General features: G+C 65.6%; 15 protein-coding genes and 1 pseudogene. 8 read left to right on the plus strand and 8 right to left on the minus strand.

Annotated elements, in window-relative coordinates; all coding sequences use genetic code 11:
- Positions 1 to 27 precede the first annotated feature (27 nt).
- Together MB901379_RS21440 and MB901379_RS21445 are read right to left on the minus strand one after the other, a co-directional pair.
- Complete coding sequence (locus MB901379_RS21440) at positions 28 to 942, minus strand: SDR family oxidoreductase (RefSeq protein ID WP_158018442.1); 915 nt, start codon at positions 940 to 942, stop codon at positions 28 to 30.
- Between the two features lie 19 nt (positions 943 to 961).
- The gene (locus MB901379_RS21445) at positions 962 to 1,741 is read right to left on the minus strand and encodes an SDR family oxidoreductase (protein WP_158018443.1); all 780 of its coding nucleotides are present in this window, start codon (positions 1,739 to 1,741) and stop codon (positions 962 to 964) included.
- Positions 1,742 to 1,807: 66 nt separating this feature from the next.
- On the opposite strand from MB901379_RS21445, the gene echA20 reads away from it, so the two are divergent.
- Genes echA20 through MB901379_RS21470 form a run of 5 tightly spaced genes read left to right on the plus strand, consistent with a single transcriptional unit; the run spans position 1,808 to position 7,288 of the window.
- Positions 1,808 to 2,551 carry a (7aS)-7a-methyl-1,5-dioxo-2,3,5,6,7,7a-hexahydro-1H-indene-carboxyl-CoA hydrolase gene (echA20, locus tag MB901379_RS21450; protein WP_158018444.1) on the plus strand — a complete coding sequence of 248 codons (744 nt, stop codon included), beginning with the start codon at positions 1,808 to 1,810 and terminating at the stop codon, positions 2,549 to 2,551.
- Positions 2,548 to 3,432 carry a cholesterol ring-cleaving hydrolase subunit IpdA gene (ipdA, locus tag MB901379_RS21455; RefSeq protein WP_158018445.1) on the plus strand — a complete coding sequence of 295 codons (885 nt, stop codon included), beginning with the start codon at positions 2,548 to 2,550 and terminating at the stop codon, positions 3,430 to 3,432. Before echA20 ends, ipdA begins: the two co-directional genes overlap by 4 nt.
- On the plus strand, positions 3,429 to 4,172 hold the full coding sequence (gene ipdB / locus MB901379_RS21460) for a cholesterol ring-cleaving hydrolase subunit IpdB (RefSeq protein ID WP_158018446.1): 744 nt from the start codon (positions 3,429 to 3,431) through the stop codon (positions 4,170 to 4,172). Before ipdA ends, ipdB begins: the two co-directional genes overlap by 4 nt.
- Positions 4,169 to 5,236 carry a (3aS,4S,5R,7aS)-5-hydroxy-7a-methyl-1-oxo-octahydro-1H-indene-4-carboxyl-CoA dehydrogenase gene (ipdC, locus tag MB901379_RS21465; protein ID WP_158018447.1) on the plus strand — a complete coding sequence of 356 codons (1,068 nt, stop codon included), beginning with the start codon at positions 4,169 to 4,171 and terminating at the stop codon, positions 5,234 to 5,236. Before ipdB ends, ipdC begins: the two co-directional genes overlap by 4 nt.
- Before the next feature lie 30 nt (positions 5,237 to 5,266).
- Positions 5,267 to 7,288: a fatty acid desaturase gene (locus tag MB901379_RS21470; protein WP_158018448.1), complete on the plus strand. Its 2,022-nt coding sequence runs from the start codon at positions 5,267 to 5,269 to the stop codon at positions 7,286 to 7,288.
- 16 nt (positions 7,289 to 7,304) lie between these two features.
- On the opposite strand, the gene MB901379_RS21475 is transcribed toward MB901379_RS21470, so the two are convergent.
- The 6 genes and pseudogenes from MB901379_RS21475 to ipdE1 form a co-directional block, all read right to left on the minus strand.
- On the minus strand, positions 7,305 to 9,635 hold the full coding sequence (locus tag MB901379_RS21475) for a PE family protein (RefSeq protein ID WP_158018449.1): 2,331 nt from the start codon (positions 9,633 to 9,635) through the stop codon (positions 7,305 to 7,307).
- A gap of 204 nt (positions 9,636 to 9,839) precedes the next feature.
- Positions 9,840 to 10,581: pseudogene (locus MB901379_RS25375) on the minus strand (hypothetical protein).
- Positions 10,582 to 10,771: 190 nt separating this feature from the next.
- Positions 10,772 to 11,932 carry a steroid 3-ketoacyl-CoA thiolase FadA6 gene (fadA6, locus tag MB901379_RS21485; protein WP_158018450.1) on the minus strand — a complete coding sequence of 387 codons (1,161 nt, stop codon included), beginning with the start codon at positions 11,930 to 11,932 and terminating at the stop codon, positions 10,772 to 10,774.
- A 25-nt stretch (positions 11,933 to 11,957) separates the two neighbouring features.
- Positions 11,958 to 12,560: a TetR family transcriptional regulator KstR2 gene (gene kstR2 / locus MB901379_RS21490; RefSeq protein ID WP_158018451.1), complete on the minus strand. Its 603-nt coding sequence runs from the start codon at positions 12,558 to 12,560 to the stop codon at positions 11,958 to 11,960.
- A gap of 101 nt (positions 12,561 to 12,661) precedes the next feature.
- Positions 12,662 to 13,450, minus strand: coding sequence for a (5R,7aS)-5-hydroxy-7a-methyl-1-oxo-2,3,5,6,7,7a-hexahydro-1H-indene-carboxyl-CoA reductase (ipdF, locus tag MB901379_RS21495; protein WP_158018452.1), 789 nt, complete (start codon positions 13,448 to 13,450; stop codon positions 12,662 to 12,664).
- Positions 13,447 to 14,595 carry an acyl-CoA dehydrogenase IpdE1 gene (ipdE1, locus tag MB901379_RS21500; RefSeq protein ID WP_158018453.1) on the minus strand — a complete coding sequence of 383 codons (1,149 nt, stop codon included), beginning with the start codon at positions 14,593 to 14,595 and terminating at the stop codon, positions 13,447 to 13,449. The genes ipdF and ipdE1 overlap by 4 nt, the downstream gene beginning before the upstream one ends.
- 58 nt (positions 14,596 to 14,653) lie before the next feature.
- Here ipdE1 and fadD3 point away from each other — a divergent pair, with 58 nt between their 5' ends.
- From fadD3 to MB901379_RS21515, 3 genes are read left to right on the plus strand one after another with little or no spacing between them, the layout of a single operon-like run.
- Positions 14,654 to 16,174 (plus strand): 3-((3aS,4S,7aS)-7a-methyl-1,5-dioxo-octahydro-1H-inden-4-yl)propanoate--CoA ligase FadD3, encoded by a 1,521-nt coding sequence (gene fadD3, locus MB901379_RS21505; protein WP_158019363.1) that lies wholly within the window; start codon positions 14,654 to 14,656, stop codon positions 16,172 to 16,174.
- Positions 16,175 to 17,308, plus strand: a complete 1,134-nt coding sequence (locus MB901379_RS21510; RefSeq protein WP_158018454.1) for an acyl-CoA dehydrogenase family protein — start codon at positions 16,175 to 16,177, stop codon at positions 17,306 to 17,308.
- Positions 17,305 to 18,246: an acyl-CoA dehydrogenase family protein gene (locus MB901379_RS21515; RefSeq protein WP_158018455.1), complete on the plus strand. Its 942-nt coding sequence runs from the start codon at positions 17,305 to 17,307 to the stop codon at positions 18,244 to 18,246. Before MB901379_RS21510 ends, MB901379_RS21515 begins: the two co-directional genes overlap by 4 nt.
- Positions 18,247 to 18,327 lie beyond the last annotated feature (81 nt).

An 18,327-nucleotide genomic window follows, 5' to 3' on the forward strand; every position in this document is an offset into this window, starting at 1 on the left:
GAATGCACGTTCGGCGCGGGCCGCGAGCTACGAACCGGCGGCTCCATACACCGGCACCGGCGGCCGCGCCTTGGCCAGCAAGTCGGTGATGACGGGCCCCAACTCGGCCGGATCCCACTTGGCGCCCTTGTCCACCTGCGGGCCGTGCGCCCAACCCTCGGCCACCCGGATGGTCCCACCCTCAACCTCGAAGACCTTCCCGGTGACTTCGCGGGAACCGGCGCTGCCCAGGTACACCACCAGCGGGGAAATGTTCTCCGGCGCCATCGCGTCGAACCCTTCGTCGGGCTTGGCCATCATCTCGGCGAAGACGGTTTCGGTCATGCGAGTGCGGGCCGACGGCGCGATGGCATTGACGGTGACACCGTAGCGACCCATTTCGGCGGCGGCCACAAGCGTCATCGCGGCAATGCCGGCTTTCGCGGCACTGTAGTTGGCCTGCCCGACGCTGCCCTGTAAACCCGCACCCGAACTGGTGTTGATGATCCGCGCGTCAACGGTTTTTCCCGCCTTGGACAACCCGCGCCAATAGGACGCCGCGTGTCGCATGGTGGCGAAATGGCCCTTGAGATGTACCGCGATGACGGTGTCGAACTCTTCCTCGCTGGTGTTGGCCATCATCCGATCGCGCACGATGCCCGCATTGTTGACTAGGACGTCCAGGCCACCGAACGTTTCGACAGCAACAGAGATCAGGCCGGCCGCTTGCTCCCAGTCCGAGACATCAGATCCGTTGGCGACGGCTTCGCCTCCGGCCGAAGCGATCTCATCGACCACACCCTGCGCAGCACTGCCACCGCCCGCGGGGGACCCGTCGAGCCCCACCCCGATGTCATTGACCACCACCCGAGCGCCCTCGGCGGCGAAGGCCAGCGCGTGCGCGCGCCCAATTCCGCCGCCGGCTCCGGTGACGATGACCACACGGCCGTCGAGCAAGCCCATACCCATTACTCCTTACTTGTCACTTGTTGGCGCTGGAAACGGCCAGATAGGGCGGCGGCTCACCACCGCCATCAACCTCAAGCGTTGCACCACTGATATAGGAGGCCAGGTCGGAAGCCAAAAATGCAGCGGCCCAGCCTATGTCGGTAGGACGCGCCAGCCGGCCCAGGGGTACGGTGGCGGCAACGCGGGCTATGGACTCGGCGTCCCCGTAGAACAGTTCGGACTGTTCGGTCTCCACCATTCCGACCACCAGCGCGTTGACCCGGATCTTGGGCGCCCATTCCACCGCCAGGGTGGACGTGAGGTTTTCAAATCCCGCCTTGGCCGCGCCGTAGGCGGCGGTGCCGGGGGTAGGCCGGCGACCGCTTACGCTGCAGACGTTGACAATCGCCCCACCATGGGGCTGATTTTGCATCAGCGCATATGAATACTGCGAAACCAGCAGCGGCGCAAGCAGATTAAGCTCAATGATCTTGCGATGAAAAGTTGGCGTGGCCTCGGCCGCTAGCGCATAGGGCGATCCCCCCGCGTTGTTGACCACCACGTCGAGCCGGCCATGCTTCTCGGCGATCGCTGCTACCAAACGCTTCACCGATTCCTCGTCCCGGATGTCGCAGCAATGGAACTCATGCGGCAGGTCTTCGACGGCTCGTCGTGCGCAGGTGATGACCGTCGCGCCCTGATCTGCGAAAACCGAACTGATACCGGCACCTACCCCTCGAACGCCACCGGTCACCAGGACCACCCGACCGGCCAGTCCCAAATTGATGGCGTCTGCTCCTCCGGCACGGGTCACTGTGCTAGCGTACCAAGCAAGTGCTTGCTTAGGTAGCCGCCGCCGTCTTCTCCATAGGAAGTGCCAGTGACCATTACATCCACCACGCCCGAGCCCGGCATAGTCGCGGTCACCGTCGACTACCCGCCCGTCAACGCCATCCCATCCCGCGGCTGGTTCGAACTCGCCGACGCTATAACGGCCGCCGGCGCTGACCCCAACACCCGCGCGGTGATTCTGCGCGCCGAAGGCCGTGGCTTCAACGCCGGCGTCGACATCAAAGAGATGCAGAACACCGAAGGCTTCACCGCTTTGATCGACGCCAATCGTGGCTGCTTCGCCGCATTCCGTGCGGTCTACGAATGCGCGGTCCCGGTAATCGCTGCGGTTAACGGATTTTGTGTCGGCGGAGGCATCGGCTTGGTCGGCAACGCCGATGTCATTGTTGCCTCCGAGGATGCCACCTTCGGGTTGCCGGAGGTCGAACGCGGTGCGCTGGGCGCGGCAACGCACCTCTCACGCCTGGTGCCTCAGCACATGATGCGCCGGCTGTTCTTCACCGCGGCCACCGTCGACGCCGCCACCTTGCACCACTTTGGCTCGGTGCATGAAGTGGTGCCCCGCGCCGAACTCCACGAAGCGGCGCTCCGGGTAGCGCGCGATATCGCCGCCAAGGACACTCGGGTTATCCGCGCGGCCAAGGAGGCGCTCAATCTCATCGACGTGCAGCGGGTCAACTCGAGTTACCGCATGGAACAAGGCTTTACCTTCGAGCTCAACCTCGCCGGAGTCGCCGACGAGCACCGCGACGCGTTCGTGAAGAAGCCATGAGCGATAAGCGAACCACCCTCGACGACGCCGTCGCACACTTGCGCAGTGGGATGACCATCGGGATCGCCGGCTGGGGCTCGCGGCGCAAACCCATGGCGTTGGTCCGCGCCCTCCTGCGCACCGACGTCACCGATCTCACCGTGGTCACCTACGGCGGACCGGACCTAGGCCTGCTGTGTTCGGCCGGCAAAGTTCGGCGCGTGTACTACGGATTCGTGTCGCTGGACTCAGCACCGTTCTACGACCCATGGTTCGCCAAGGCGCGGACCAGTGGTGCCATCGAGGCTCGAGAAATGGACGAAGGCATGCTGCGCTGCGGACTGCAGGCGGCCGCCCAGAGGTTGCCCTTCCTGCCCATCCGGGCCGGCCTGGGCAGTTCGGTTCCGGACTTCTGGGAGGGCGAGCTGGCCACGGTCACCAGCCCCTATCCAGCCCCGGAGGGTAGGCACGAAACGCTGATCGCGATGCCTGCCTTACACCTGGACGCGGCTTTCGCGCACCTCAATCTCGCTGACAGCCAAGGCAATGCCGCCTACACCGGAATCGACCCCTACTTCGACGACCTATTCCTGATGGCCGCCGAGAAGCGCCTGCTGTCGGTGGAACGCATCGTCTCCACCGAGGAACTGATAAAAGCCGTTCCCCCCCAGGCACTGTTAGTAAACCGGATGATGGTCGACGCCGTCGTGGAAGCCCCAAACGGTGCCCACTTCACCACCGCCGCACCCGATTACGCACGCGACGAGAAGTTCCAGCGACACTATGCCGAAGCCGCATCATCAGAGGAGAGCTGGCAGCAGTTCAGGCAAACCTACTTGTCCGGCACCGAAGATGACTACCAGGCCGCCGTGCGCGCCTTTGCGGAGGAGGCAGCAAAGTGAGCACCCGAGCCGAAGTCTGCGCGGTCGCCTGCGCCGAGCTGTTCAGGAACGCCGGCGAAATCATGATCAGCCCGATGACGAACATGGCGTCGGTCGGGGCCCGGTTGGCGCGACTAACCTTTGCACCAGACATCCTGTTGACCGACGGTGAAGCCCGGCTCCTGGCGGATACCCCGGCGCTAGGGGCGGCGGGTGCCGTCGAGGGTTGGATGCCGTTCGGCCGGGTGTTCGAGACACTGGCCTGGGGACGCCGGCACGTGGTAATGGGCGCCAATCAGGTTGATCGCTTTGGCAATCAGAACATCTCGGCGTTCGGGCCGCTGCAGCACCCGAATCGGCAGATGTTCGGAGTCCGGGGTTCACCCGGCAACACCATCAACCATGCCACCAGCTATTGGGTAGGCAACCATTCCAAGCGGGTGTTCTGTGCATCCGTCGACGTCGTCTCCGGAATCGGATACGACAAGGTGGATCCGGACAATCCCGCGTTTCGGTTCGTCAACGTCTATCGGGTGATATCCAACCTGGGCGTGTTCGACTTCGGCGGCCCGGACCACACCATGCGAGCCATGTCCCTACACCCGGGGGTAACATCCGACGACGTCCGGGAAGCCACCTCGTTCGAGGTACATGGCCTCGATGAAGCCGACGAAACCCGGCTGCCGACCGATGCCGAACTGCGCCTGATCCGCGAGGTTATCGACCCGAAAGCACTGCGGGATAGGGAGATACGTTCGTGAGATTGCGTACGCCGCTGACCGAGCTGGTCGGCGTCGAGCATCCGGTGGTGCAGACCGGCATGGGCTGGGTCGCCGGCGCTCGACTGGTGTCGGCAACCGCCAACGCCGGAGGGCTGGGCATCCTGGCGTCGGCCACCATGACCCTGGACGAATTGGCAACGGCCATCAGCAAGGTCAAGGCCACCACCAATCAGCCATTCGGTGTCAACATCCGCGCCGATGCCGCCGATGCCGGCGACCGTGTCGAGTTGATGATTCGCGAGGGTGTCAAAGTGGCGTCATTCGCGTTGGCGCCCAAACAAGAGCTGATAACCCGTCTCAAAGAGGCCGGTGCGGTGGTCATTCCATCGATCGGCGCGGCCAAGCACGCGCGCAAGGTGGCGGGTTGGGGCGCCGACGCGATGATCGTGCAGGGCGGCGAGGGCGGCGGCCACACCGGACCCGTTGCGACAACTCTGCTGCTGCCGTCGGTGCTGGACGCGGTCAAGGGCACCGACATTCCGGTGGTCGCCGCGGGCGGATTCTTCGACGGACGTGGGCTGGCCGCCGCGTTGTCCTACGGCGCGGCCGGCGTGGCCATGGGCACCCGGTTTCTGCTCACCTCCGATTCCACCGTGCCCGATGCCGTCAAGCGCCGATATCTAGAAGCGGCCCTGGACGGCACCGTGGTCACCACCCGCGTCGACGGCATGCCGCACCGAGTGCTGCGCACCGGACTAGTGGACAAGCTTGAAAACGGCTCGCGAGCAAGGGGTTTCGCCGCAGCGGTGCGCAATGCCGGGAAATTCAAACGGCTGTCACAGATGAGCTGGCAGTCGATGATTCGGGACGGCCTTGCCATGCGCCACGGTAAGGAATTGACCTGGTCGCAGGTGCTGATGGCGGCCAACACCCCAATGCTACTGAAGGCCGGCCTGGTCGATGGCAATACCGAGGCTGGGGTGCTGGCCTCCGGTCAGGTTGCCGGCATCCTCGACGACCTGCCGTCGTGCGCCCAATTGATCGAGTCGATCGTGCAGGACGCGATCGAACATCTCCGGGCCGCGTCCGCGCTGGTGGAGTAGTTGACGCGTGTCGACTACGCTATTCCAGCTATGTCGACCATCGACGCCGTAGGCCGAGCGGCCCCGGGCTCATCCGCGCATCATGCCCTGCCTGACCCGGGTGAATCGGTGCCCAGACTGGCCTTGCCCACCGTCGGGATCTTCCTGGCTGCATTGGCTGCGTTCATCGTGTCGACGATCGGCTATATCAACGGGTGGGTTCCGTTATGGGCGGCCATCCCGATCAATGCCGCGGTGACCTTTGTCATGTTCACCGTGGTCCATGACGCGTCGCACTATTCGATCAGCTCAACCCGCTGGGTCAACGGCCTCTTCGGCCGGCTGGCGTGGCTCTTTGTCGGTCCGGTAGTCGCCTTCCCTGCCTTCGGGTTCATCCACATCCAACACCACCGCCACTCCAACGACGACGACGAAGACCCGGACACCTTCGCCTCACACGGCTCGCCATGGACACTGCCGTTGCGTTGGTCGATGGTGGAGTACTTCTACCTCAAGTACTACATCCCGCGGGCCCGTAGCCGACCGGTCGCCGAATTCGCCGAGACGATGTTGATGTTCACCCTCAGCATCACCGGCCTGGCCATTGCGATCCTCACCGGAAACCTTTGGACGCTGGCGGTGGTATTCCTGATACCGCAGCGGATCGGCCTTACCGTGCTGGCCTGGTGGTTCGACTGGCTGCCACACCATGGGTTGGCGGACACTCAGCGCACCAACCGCTATCGGGCGACCCGTAACCGGGTCGGCGCCGAATGGTTGTTCACCCCGGTACTGCTGTCGCAGAACTATCACTTGGTGCACCATCTGCACCCATCGGTGCCCTTCTATCGCTACCTGCGTACCTGGAAGCGCAATGAAGAGGCGTACCTGGAGCGCAACGCGGCGATCTCCACGGTCTTTGGCCAGCAACTGAATCCAGCGGAATTCCGGGAGTGGAAACGGCTCAACGGCCGGCTCGCCAAGCTACTGCCGGTGCGAATGCCGACCCGGTCGAGTTCTCCGCACGCTGTGCTGCACCGCATTCCCGTCGCGTCGGTCGATCCCATCACCGCCGATAGCACGCTGGTGACCTTTGCGGTACCGGAAGCGCTGCAGGACGCGTTTCGCTTCGAGCCGGGCCAGCATGTGACCGTCCGCACGGATCTGGGTGGCCAAGGCATTCGCCGCAATTACTCGATCTGCGCCCCGGCTACCAGGGCCCAGTTGCGGATCGCGGTCAAACATATTCCGGGCGGGGCGTTCTCGACGTTCGTCGCCAGTGAGCTCAGGGCCGGCGACGTGCTGGAGCTGATGACTCCCACCGGCCGGTTCGGCACCCCACTGCATCCGCTGAACGCCAAGCACTACGTGGGCGTGGCGGCCGGTAGCGGGATCACACCGGTGCTGTCCATCCTGGCCACCACGCTGGAAATCGAGACCGAGAGCCGGTTCACGCTGATCTATGGCAATCGGACCAAGGAATCCACCATGTTTAGGGCCGAGCTGGACCGACTAGAGTCGCGCTACGCCGACCGGTTGGAGATCCTGCACGTGCTGACCAATGAGGCTCTGCACACCCCGGAACTCCGCGGCCGCATCGATCGGGAAAAACTCAACAGGTGGCTGACCACGAAACTACGGCCGGACAATGTGGACGAGTGGTTCATCTGCGGCCCAATGGAGATGACCACCGCGGTACGTGAGTCACTGGTCGAGCACGAAGTTGGCATCGAACACATCCACCTCGAGCTGTTCTACGGCTACGAAACTGCGCCGACCTCCGACCGCGACTACCAGGCAGCCACGGTGACCTTCACGCTTTCCGGGAAGCAGGACACGTTCGACCTGCCCCCCGGCGACTCGATCCTGGAGGGGGCGCTGCAACGCCGCAGCGATGCACCGTACGCCTGCATGGGTGGGGCTTGCGGAACCTGCCGGGCCAAATTGACCGACGGCAATGTGGCGATGGACCACAACTTCGCGCTGGGTCAGGCTGAGCTCGACGCCGGCTACATCCTGACCTGCCAGTCACATCCGACGACGCCGTTCGTGTCCGTCGACTACGACGGCTAAGCCCTCTCCGACCCGGCTAGGGCTGCCCGGCTATCCCATCCGGGCCAAGCAACCCGCCACTGCCACCCGCGCCGCCGCTGCCGGATGTCACCCCGGTAGCGCCGTTGCCGCCGTTACCGCCGCTGCCGAACACCTTGGCGTCGCCGCCCTCACCGCCGTCACCGCCGTCTCCGGCGACCCCGCCCTCACCTCCGGCGCCGCCGTTGCCACCGTTGCCGATCAGCGCGGCATCGCCGCCGTTGCCGCCGGAACCCCCGGTGCTGTCGATGCCAGCAACCCCGCCGGCGCCACCGGCACCACCACGCCCCAGCAGCCCGCCACCGTTACCGCCGGCACCACCCACACCACCGTCGTTGGCGCCGGTTACCGAGATCCCGCCGGCACCCCCATTGCCGCCGCCACCACCATCACCGAACAGCAAGCCGCCGGCTCCGCCGGCCCCACCGGCACCACCAACGCCCACTGCGGTGTAGTTCAAGAAGCCGACCGCGCCGTCCCCACCGGCCCCACCGGCACCGCCGTTTCCGCCAAGCCATCCGCCGACACCGCCTGCACCGCCGCCGCCCCCGTTGCCGAGACCACTGCCGCCGCCGGTGCCGCCGCCGCCGCCGAACCCGAATCCAGTGCTACTGCCGGCCCCGCCGGCGCCACCGGCCCCGCCGTCACCGCCGGCCCCGAACCCGCCGTCGCCGCCGGCACCGCCTATACCGAGCAGGAAGCCGCCGGTCCCGCCGGCGGCCCCGGCCCCGCCGGCCCCGAACCCGCTGGCGCCGCCGAACCCACCGGCCCCGCCGATGCCGATCAGCCCGGCGTTGCCGCCGACACCGCCGTCACCACCGCCGGCGTTCTCGGAGAGAGGACCGCTGAAGCCGCCGGTGCCCCCGGCGCCACCCACGCCGATCAACAGGCCCCCGCGTCCACCATTGCCACCTAGGCCACCGACCGACAGTCCAGGGTCACCGGGGAAGCCGACGCCGGTGCCACCCAAGCCACCCGCGCCGCCCGCGCCGAACAGGAATGCGTCGCCGCCGGCACCGCCGGCGCCGCCGGGCCCGCCCGCGCCGGTGCCGCCGACCCCGCCGTTACCGCCATCCCCGCCGAACAGTCCGCCTAATCCGCCGGCCCCGCCGTTTCCGCCGGCACCGGCCCCGCCCTGTCCGCCGCGCGCGCCGGCGCCTCCGGGCCCCCAGAGCAGGCCACCGTCGCCGCCGGCACCGCCATTCGCACCAACGCCAGCAAAGCCGGTGCCGCCAGTCCCGCCGGAGCCACCGACACCGAGCAATCCGGCGTCGCCGCCCGCCCCGCCGACACCACCCACGGGACCTTGACCGAACCCACCGAACCCACCGGCGCCGCCAACGCCGGCCAGCCATCCGCCGTGCCCGCCGTCCCCGCCTGCTCCGCCTACGCTGACCTGGTCTGTTAACGGCCCGCCGGTGGTCAGGCCCGCACCGCCGTTCGCACCGCGGCCACCGGTACCGAATATCCCAGCGTCGCCGCCGCTGCCACCGGCACCGCCGACGGCGTAACCGCTGCCGCCACCGCCGCCGGCCCCACCGTCAGCGGCGGCCAAGATGCCGGAGCTGCCGCCGTCCCCGCCCGCACCGCCGACGCCACCGGTCCCGGTGCTGCCGCTGGTACCGCCAATGCCCCCCGCCCCGCCCGCACCGCCCGCGCTGAACAGCCGTCCGGCCCCGCCGGCCCCGCCGTCACCACCGTTGAAATAGCCGTTGCCGCCCGCCCCACCGGCCCCGCCGGTACCGCCCAGCCACCCGCCGGCCCCACCGGCCCCGCCGTTCCCGCCGTTGTGCCCGAAGATGTCGGTGCTACCGCCGGCGCCGCCCGCACCGCCGTCACCCAATAACCCCGCGTTGCCGCCGGCCCCGCCGTTTTGGCCGGCCGCACCCGACCCGCCGGCCCCGCCGTTGCCGAACAAGATCCCACCGTCGCCACCGTTTTGGCCGGTTCCCGGGGCTCCGTTGGCGCCGTTGCCGATCAGCGGACGCCCGAGCAGTGCTTGGGTCGGCGCATTGATAATGTCGAACAATCCCTGCAGCGGCGCGACACTGGCAGCCTCGGCAGCGGCATACGAACTCGCCGCAGAATTCAATCTCTGTACGAACTGCTGCTGAAACGCGGCCACATGGCCGCTTAGCGCCTGGTACTGCTGTGCGTAGCCATCGAACACCGACGCTATGGCCGCCGATATCTCATCAGCACCGGCCGCAAGTAGCCCGGTCGTCGGGACGGCCGCCGCCAGGTTCGCCGCACTCAGCGTTGACTCGATCCCAGCCAAATCCGTTGCTGCCGCTAGCATCAGCTCCGGAGTCGCAATGACATACGACATCCTTACCTCCCAACACGTGTCCGAACTGAGGGCGTACCCGCCGGTATTCGCGCAGCCACGTCGATTGGTCCGAGGAAACAGTATCAACGGGTGTTAGTGGACCGAGGGCGTTATTGCAAATTGCTATGAACGATGCCTCAGCGTTGACTGTGAATCCCGCGACGTGACACGCCGATTAGCCGTCGTGTCGTTCACACTCGGCGGTCACGGGCGCCGTCCCGCGGCGGTGAGCGCCGAACCCACGCGGTACAACAGCGTGCCCTCGCGATATCTGAGCGTGTCGCTGCCGACCCGAATGATCGTCCAACGGTAATCAGCAACCCCAGATCAGCGATCGAGATCGCGAGTTCGCTGCAAGGGGTTTGTCCCATATCAATGCGTGCAACGAGATATCCATCCCGACCAAGTACGGGGATTTGGCTGCGCGGAAATGGGGAACCCGGCGTCGATCAATACCAGCCGAGTTCGGGCTCCTTGCGGGGACTCGGCGCCACCATCCACAAGCGGCAATACCTGCCGCAGACGCCGTACGCCGCGAGCCCCCGGGTGTCGCGCTATGACGGCCTCCACCTCGGTGACGTCGCGTTGGTCAACGCATCGAGTCGCTGGGCCGCCTGCAGCCGCGAAGTTGTTCGCCTGCCGAGGTCAAAGGCTGTCCGCGACGCACTGGTTACCGGAATTCCGCCGACTTGCAGCGCCTCGTTCCCCACACCGTGTCGCTGCGCACAGTGATGCCCGCGGGTGGATGACGGTTGTCGTGAATCAACTCGGCGTCAAGTGCCGGGCTAACCCACTTCGCACCACCTAGCGCAGCTGCAGAATGGCCGGCGACCAGCGCTCGGTGCCGCGACCACAGCCATGCCGCCAGCGCGAGCCGGGTCACTGTCAGCTCGATTCCGGACGGCACGTAGACACCCGGATAAACCGGCTCGTAGCTGGCACGCATCGCCGGCTCCGGGAGTGCTCGCGCGGCCAATGCCTCCGAACCCAAGAAGGGTCACGCGAGTTCCTTCATGGGCGAATGCTGGCATCACCCACCGACATCTCCACGAATGTGAAATACCGACGCGCCCCGCCGCTTAGCCGTCGCGTGGTTCACACTCGGCGAACCAGCGACCACCGCGCTGGTAGTCGCCTTAGAGCCGCTCGATAATGGTGACGTTCGCCGTCCCGCCGCCCTCGCACATTGTCTGCAACCCGTACCGTCCACCGACGCGCTCGAGTTCGTTGAGCATAGTGGTGAACAACTTGGCCCCGGTGGCCCCCAACGGGTGTCCGAGCGCGATCGCGCCGCCGTTGGGGTTAACCCTCTCCGGGTCGGCCTTGATTTCCTTGAGCCAGGCCAAAACGACCGGGGCGAACGCCTCGTTGATCTCGACGGTGGCGATGTCCTCGATCGAGAGCCCGGTCTTATCCAGCGCGTGGCGGGTCGCTGGGATCGGTCCGGTGAGCATGAACACCGGGTCAGCGGCGCGGGCGCTGATGTGGTGGATGCGAGCCCGCGGCGTCAGCCCATGGTCTTTGACCGCCTGCTCGGAGGCCAGTAGCACCGCACTGGCGCCATCGGAAATCTGGCTGGCCATCGCCGCCGTCAGCCGGCCGCCTTCCACCAACGTCTTCAAGCCGGCCATCTTCTCCAGCGACGACTCGCGCGGACCTTCGTCGACCCGGAAAGGCCCGGATTCGGTATCAACGGGGATGATTTCATTGTCGAAGTGGCCGCCCCGGATCGCCCCGAACGCGCGCTCATGGCTGGCTAGCGCGTACCTTTCCATCTCTTCGCGCGACAGGTTCCATTTTTCGGCGATCATCTCCGAGCCACGGAACTGGGAAATCTCCTGGTCACCGTAGCGGTGCAACCATTGTTTGGACTCGTTGGTCGGCGAGGTGAAACCAAACTGCTCGCCGACCGTCATTGCCGACGAGATCGGAATCTGGCTCATGTTTTGCACGCCTCCGGCCACGATCAGATCAGCCGTACCGGACATGATCGCTTGTGCACCAAAGGAAATCGCCTGCTGACTGGAACCACACTGGCGATCCACCGTGACACCGGGCACCTCTTCCGGATAGCCGGCGGCCAACCACGACAGCCGGGCGATGTTGCCGGCCTGTCCGCCGATCGCGTCGACGCAACCGGCGATCACATCGTCGACGGCAACGGGGTCGATGTCGATCCGATCGAGCAGGCCCCGCCACGCCACCGCCGCCAGGTCGACGGGATGTATCCCGGCCAGCGCACCATTGCGCTTGCCAACCGCGGTACGTACAGCATCGATGACGTACGCCTCGGGCATGTCAAACTCCCTCTTCGATTTCAATCTATTTGGAATCCGCCGTAATCCCACCGAGCACGATGGCGAGATATTGCTGACCCACCTGCGTGGCGCTGAGCGGTCCGCCGGGCTGATACCAGCGCACCGACACCCAGGTGGTGTCGCGAATGAATCGGTAGACCAGGTCGACATCGAGGTCCGGCCGGAAATAGCCTTCCTCGATGCCCTGATTCAGCACTTCGACCCACATTTTTCGCTGCTGCTTGTTCAGGTCCTCAATGTAGGAAAAACGCGGTTGCGACGACAGCCGTTGCGCTTCGTCCTGATAGATGACGACCTGTGCATGCCGATGTTCAATCGCATCGAACGACGCCATGAACAGACCCTTGAGCCGCTCCAGCGGATTGGCCTGGGATTCGGCGATCTCCTGATACCGGGCGAATAGCCAGTCCAGGAAACCGCGCAGCAGCTCGTCGACCATCTCTTCCTTGGACGCGAAATGGTGATAAAGACTGCCGGATAGGATCCCCGCGCCGTCGGCGATGTCGCGCACCGTCGTAGCGCGTAGCCCGCGCTCGGCGAACATCACCGCGGCAAGCTCCAACAGCTCGTCGCGCCGGCTAATAGCCTGACCGGCCACTCGGTCCATCCGAACAGATTATCAACCAAGCGCTTGCTCGGCCAGCTGCGGCTGCCAAACACTCTGCACGCCGCCCCCCATCGGATCACCGTGCGGATGACTCAGCCCCTTTACGGGTGCTGACTGGAAACCGAAATCACCTCTCCGGTCAGGTAGCTGGAATAGTCGCTGGCCAAGAACGCGATGGTGGCCGCGACTTCCCAGGGTTCGGCCGCGCGACCGAACGCCTCGCCGGCGGACAGTCGGTCGAGTAATTCCGTCGAGGTCGTCTTGTCCAGGAACTTGTGCCGGGCGATGCTAGGTGAGACCGCATTGACCCGCACCCCGTGCTCGGCGGCTTCTATTGCGCTACAACGGGTTAACGCCATCACCCCGGCCTTGGCGGCTGCGTAGTGCGACTGTGAATGTTGGGCTCGCCAGCCCAACACGCTGGCATTATTGACGATCACACCACCGTGCGGCGCCTCGCGAAAGTAGCGCAGCGCCGCGCGGGTGGCACGGAACACCGAGGTGAGCGTCACATCCATCACGCGGTCCCATTCGTCGTCGGTCATATCAGCGACCGGGGTCTGCCCACCCAAGCCGGCATTGTTGACCAGTACGTCGAGTCTCCCCATCCGGGCGGTGGTCGAATCGATCAGCGCGTCAACCTGGGCGGTGGACGTCACGTCGCATAACACGCTTTCGACCCGGCCCAACCCCAGCGCGGCCAGTTCCTCGGCGGTCTCCCCCAGCCTGCGCTCATGATGATCGGAGATCACCACGTCGGCGCCCTCGGCCAGGGCCCGACGCGCGGTTGCCGACCCAATACCGGTTCCCGCCGCCGCGGTCACCACCACCACCTTGTCCACCAAAAGACCGTGTCCAGCAATCTCTTTCGGCGCTTCAGACAAGCTCATCCCTTAGCCTCCCGGGGCAAGCCGAGCACCCGCTCGGCAATGATATTGCGCTGGATCTCGTTGGAACCGCCATAGATGGTGTCGGCCCGAGTGAACAGGTATAACCGCTGCCATTCGTCGAACTCGCTGTCCGGCATGGTCATCCCCGGCCGGCCGATCACGTCCATCGCCAGCTCACCCAAGTCACGATGCCAGTTGGCCCACAACAACTTTGACACGTTGTCCTGGCCCGGCTGCTCAACATCCATGGTGGCCAGCGCATAGCTGCGCATGGCCCGCAGTCCGGTCCACGCCCGGGTCAGCCGCTCCCGGATGAACGGATCCTCGACGGCACCGGTGCGGCGCGCAAGCTCAACCAGATTGGAAAGCTCTCGCGCGTAGACGATCTGCTGGCCTAGCGTCGAAACTCCACGCTCGAAAGTCAGCGTGCCCATCGCGACTCGCCAGCCGTCGCCCGGCTGGCCGACCACCATGCCGGCGTCCGTGCGGGCATCGTCGAAAAACACCTCATTGAACTCGGCGGTGCCGGTGATCTGGACGATCGGGCGGATCTGCACACCCGGCTGATCCAGCGGCACGAGCAGGTACGACAGGCCGGCGTGCCGCTTGGAGCCCTTGACGGTGCGGGCGACCACAAAGCACCACTGCGACAGGTGGGCCAGCGAGGTCCACACTTTCTGGCCGTTGATCACCCACTGGTCGCCGTCCAGTTCGGCGGTGGTCGACACGTTGGCCAGGTCACTGCCGGCGCCAGGCTCGGAATATCCCTGACACCACAGCTCGGTGACGTCGAGGATGCGCGGCAGGAATCGCTGTTGCTGCTCCTGCGTTCCGAACGCGATAAGCGTCGGCCCCAACAGCTCCTCGCCGAAGTGGTTGACCTTGTCCGGCGCGTCGGCGCGGGCGTACTCCTCATAGAACGCCACCCGGTGCGCGGTGGAAAGCCCGCGGCCACCGTGCTCGACCGGCCACCCCAGGCAGGTCAGTCCCGCGGCAGCGAGATGCTGGTTCCAGGACCGGCGTTCTTCGAACGCCTCGTGTTCGCGCCCCGGCCCGCCCCGACCCTTGAGTGCAGCGAATTCGCCGACCAAATTGTCGGTGAGCCACTCGCGGACCTCCGCCCGGAACTGCTCGACGTCCTGCATGACCTGTAGGCTAACCTACCAAGCACTTGCTTTGTTAGCGGCTTGCCAGAGGACCATGATGACTAGCGATCCCCGCACCGTACCCGCGGCGCTCGATCGTTTTGCCCGCCAGTTCCCGGACCACCACGCATTGGTCACCGACGAGCGCTGCTTCACCGCCGCTGGGCTGAGAGAAGAGGTGTACCGTGCGACAGCGGCGCTGGTCGGGCTTGGTGTCGAGCCCGGAGACCGAGTGGCGATGTGGTCGCCGAACACGTGGCATTGGGTGGTGGCCTGCCTGGCCATCCAGCACGCCGGCGCCGCCATGGTGCCGCTGAACACCCGCTATACCGCCGACGAAGCGGCCGACATCCTGGCCCGAACCGGGGCACCGGTGCTGTTCGCGATGGGCCGCTTCCTTGGCACCGACCGGGTGGCAGCGTTGGGCCGCAAAGCCTTGCCCACGCTGCGGCACATCGTGCGGGTGCCGATCGAGGAACGCGACGGCACCTGGGACGAGTTCATCGCCGGCGGTACCGACACCGATGCCGCCTACGCCCGGGCAGCCGCCGTTACCCCAGATGACATCAGCGACATCCTGTTCACCTCGGGCACCACCGGACGTAGCAAGGGCGTTCTGTGCGCGCACCGGCAATCGCTGTCCGCCTCGGCATCGTGGGCCGCCAACGGCAAGATCACCAACGATGATCGCTACCTATGCATCAACCCGTTCTTTCACAACTTCGGCTACAAGGCGGGCATCCTCGCCTGTCTGCAAACCGGCGCAACGCTTTACCCGCACCTGACCTTCGATCCGCTGCGCACTCTGCAAGCGATCGAACAGCACCGCATCACCGTGCTGCCCGGCCCGCCCACCATCTACCAGACCCTGCTTGACCACCCGGCACGCCAGGAGTACGACTTGAGTTCGCTTCGGTTCGCGGTGACCGGCGCGGCCACCGTGCCGGTGGTGTTGGTGGAGCGCATGCAGTCCGAACTTGACATCGACATTGTGCTGACCGCCTACGGCCTAACCGAAGCCAACGGGATGGGGACGATGTGCCGTGCCGAGGACGACGCGGCGACCGTCGCGACCACGTGCGGGCGCCCGTTCGCCGATTTTGAGTTGCGGATCGCAGATGGTGGTGAAGTCCTGCTGCGAGGACCGAATGTCATGCTCGGCTACCTCGATGACCCGACGGCCACCGCCGCGGCCGTCGACGCCGACGGCTGGTTGCACACCGGGGATGTCGGTGAGGTCGACTCCGCCGGAAACCTACGCATCACCGACCGGCTCAAAGACATGTATATCTGTGGAGGATTCAACGTCTATCCCGCCGAAATCGAGCAGGTGCTGGCGCGCATGGATGGCGTCGCCGACGTTGCGGTGATCGGGGTTCCCGACCAACGGCTGGGCGAAGTTGGCCGAGCGTTCGTGGTCACTCGGCCAGGTGCAACACTCGACGAAACGTCGGTGATCACCTACACCCGTGAGCATTTGGCGAACTTCAAGGCACCCCGATCGGTGCGGTTCGTCGACTCGCTGCCGCGCAATGCCGGCGGCAAGGTGGTCAAACCACAACTGCGAGAGTTGGCCTGAATGGACCTGAATTTCGACGAAGAGACACTGACCTTCCGGACCGAGGTGCGCGAGTTCCTGGCCGCCAATACAGAAGCCATTCCCACCGAGTCCTACGACAACGCCGAAGGCTTTGCCCAGCATCGGCGTTGGGACCGGGTGCTCTTCGACGCGGGCCTCTCGGTGATCACCTGGCCGAGAAAATATGGCGGCCGTGACGCACCACTGCTGCACTGGGTGGTGTTCGAGGAGGAATACTTTCACTCCGGAGCGCCGGGACGGGCCAGTGCCAATGGCACATCAATGCTGGCGCCGACGCTGTTCGCACACGGTACCCAGGAGCAGTTGGACCGGATCCTGCCCAACATGGCTAGCGGCGAACAGATCTGGGCCCAAGCGTGGTCTGAGCCCGAATCCGGCAGCGACCTGGCGTCATTGCGCTCCACAGCGACCAAGGTGGACGGCGGCTGGCTGCTCAACGGCCAGAAGATATGGAGTTCACGGGCGCCGTTCGCGGACATGGGATTCGGCCTGTTTCGCTCCGACCCATCCGCCGAGCGGCATCGCGGACTGACTTATTTCATGTTCGATCTGAAGGCCAAGGGTATTACGGTACGGCCGATCGTTCAGCTGGGCGGCGACACCGGCTTCGGCGAGATTTTCCTCGACGACGTTTTCGTGCCCGACCACGACGTGATCGGCACCCCGAACGACGGCTGGCGGGCCGCCATGAGCACTTCGAGCAACGAACGCGGCATGTCGTTGCGCAGCCCAGCCCGCTTTCTGGCGGCCGCAGAACGACTGGTGCAGTTGTGGAAAGACAGCGGCTCGCCGACCACGTTCGCCGACCGGGTTGCCGATGCGTGGATCAAGGCGCAGGCCTACCGGTTACAGACGTTTGGGACCGTGTCCAGATTGGCCGCCGGTGGCGAGCTGGGCGCAGAATCGTCGGTAACCAAAGTGTTCTGGTCGGACCTCGACGTCGAGATTCATCAGACTGCACTCGACCTCCGTGGCGCCGACGGCGAGCTGGCCGGTCCGTGGACCGAAGGCTTGCTGTTCGCCCTTGGTGGGCCAATCTACGCCGGCACCAACGAGATCCAGCGCAACATCATTTCTGAACGACTGCTGGGTTTGCCGCGAGAGAAGAAGTGACCGTGGAGTTTCAACTAGACGAACAGCAGCGTGATTTCGCGGCCAGCATCGACGCGGCGCTCGGCGCCGCGGATCTGCCCGGTGCCGTCCGGGCCTGGTCCGCGGGCGAGGTGGCACCCGGTCGCAAGATGTGGGAGCAATTGGCCAACCTCGGAGTCACCGCGTTGATCGTGCCGGAGAAGTTCGATGGGCTCGGCGCCAGCCCCGTTGATCTGGTGGTCGCGCTCGAACGCCTGGGGCGATGGTGTGCGCCCGGGCCGATTACCGAGTCCATTGCCGTGGCACCAGTTTTGCTTGCCGACGACGATCGCAGCACCCAGCTGGCGTCCGGTGAACTGATCGTCACCGTCGCGATGCCGCCGCACGTCCCGCGCGCGGTGGACGCCGACAGCGCCGGGCTGCTGCTGCTGGTTGATGAAGACGGCGTCAGTGAGGGTTTGTCAGGCGACTGCCGCCAGTCCGTTGATCCCAGCCGCCGCCTCTACGAGGTGGCGCCGGCCGGCGAATCCTGGCAGGCCGATATCAAACGGGCCTATGAGTTCGGCGCGTTGGCCACCGCGGCGCAGCTGGTCGGGGCCGCGGAGGCCTTATTGCACGTGACCGTCGACTACGCCAAGCAACGCACGCAGTTCGGCCGGGTTATCGGCTCCTATCAGGCGATCAAGCACAGGCTTGCCGACGTGCATATCGCGATCGAGTTGGCCAGGCCCTTGGTATACGGCGCCGCCTTGTCACTGGCACCGCGTGACGTCAGTGCCGCCAACGTGGCTGCGGGCGAGGCCGGTCTGCTGGCCGCCCGCTGTGCGTTGCAGACGCACGGTGCGATCGGTTTCACCCAGGAAAACGACTTGTCGATGTGGCTGCTGCGGGTGCAGGCTTTGCGTTCGGCGTGGGGTACGCCCGCGGCGCATCGACGTCGGGTGCTTGAAGCGCTATGACTCGAGGAAAAGCCGCGCCAATGACCCGCGCCGGCGACGATGCAGAGCGAAGCGATGAGGAGGAGCGGCGCCCATGAATCG

Source organism: Mycobacterium basiliense (assembly GCF_900292015.1).
Lineage (GTDB): Bacteria > Actinomycetota > Actinomycetes > Mycobacteriales > Mycobacteriaceae > Mycobacterium > Mycobacterium basiliense.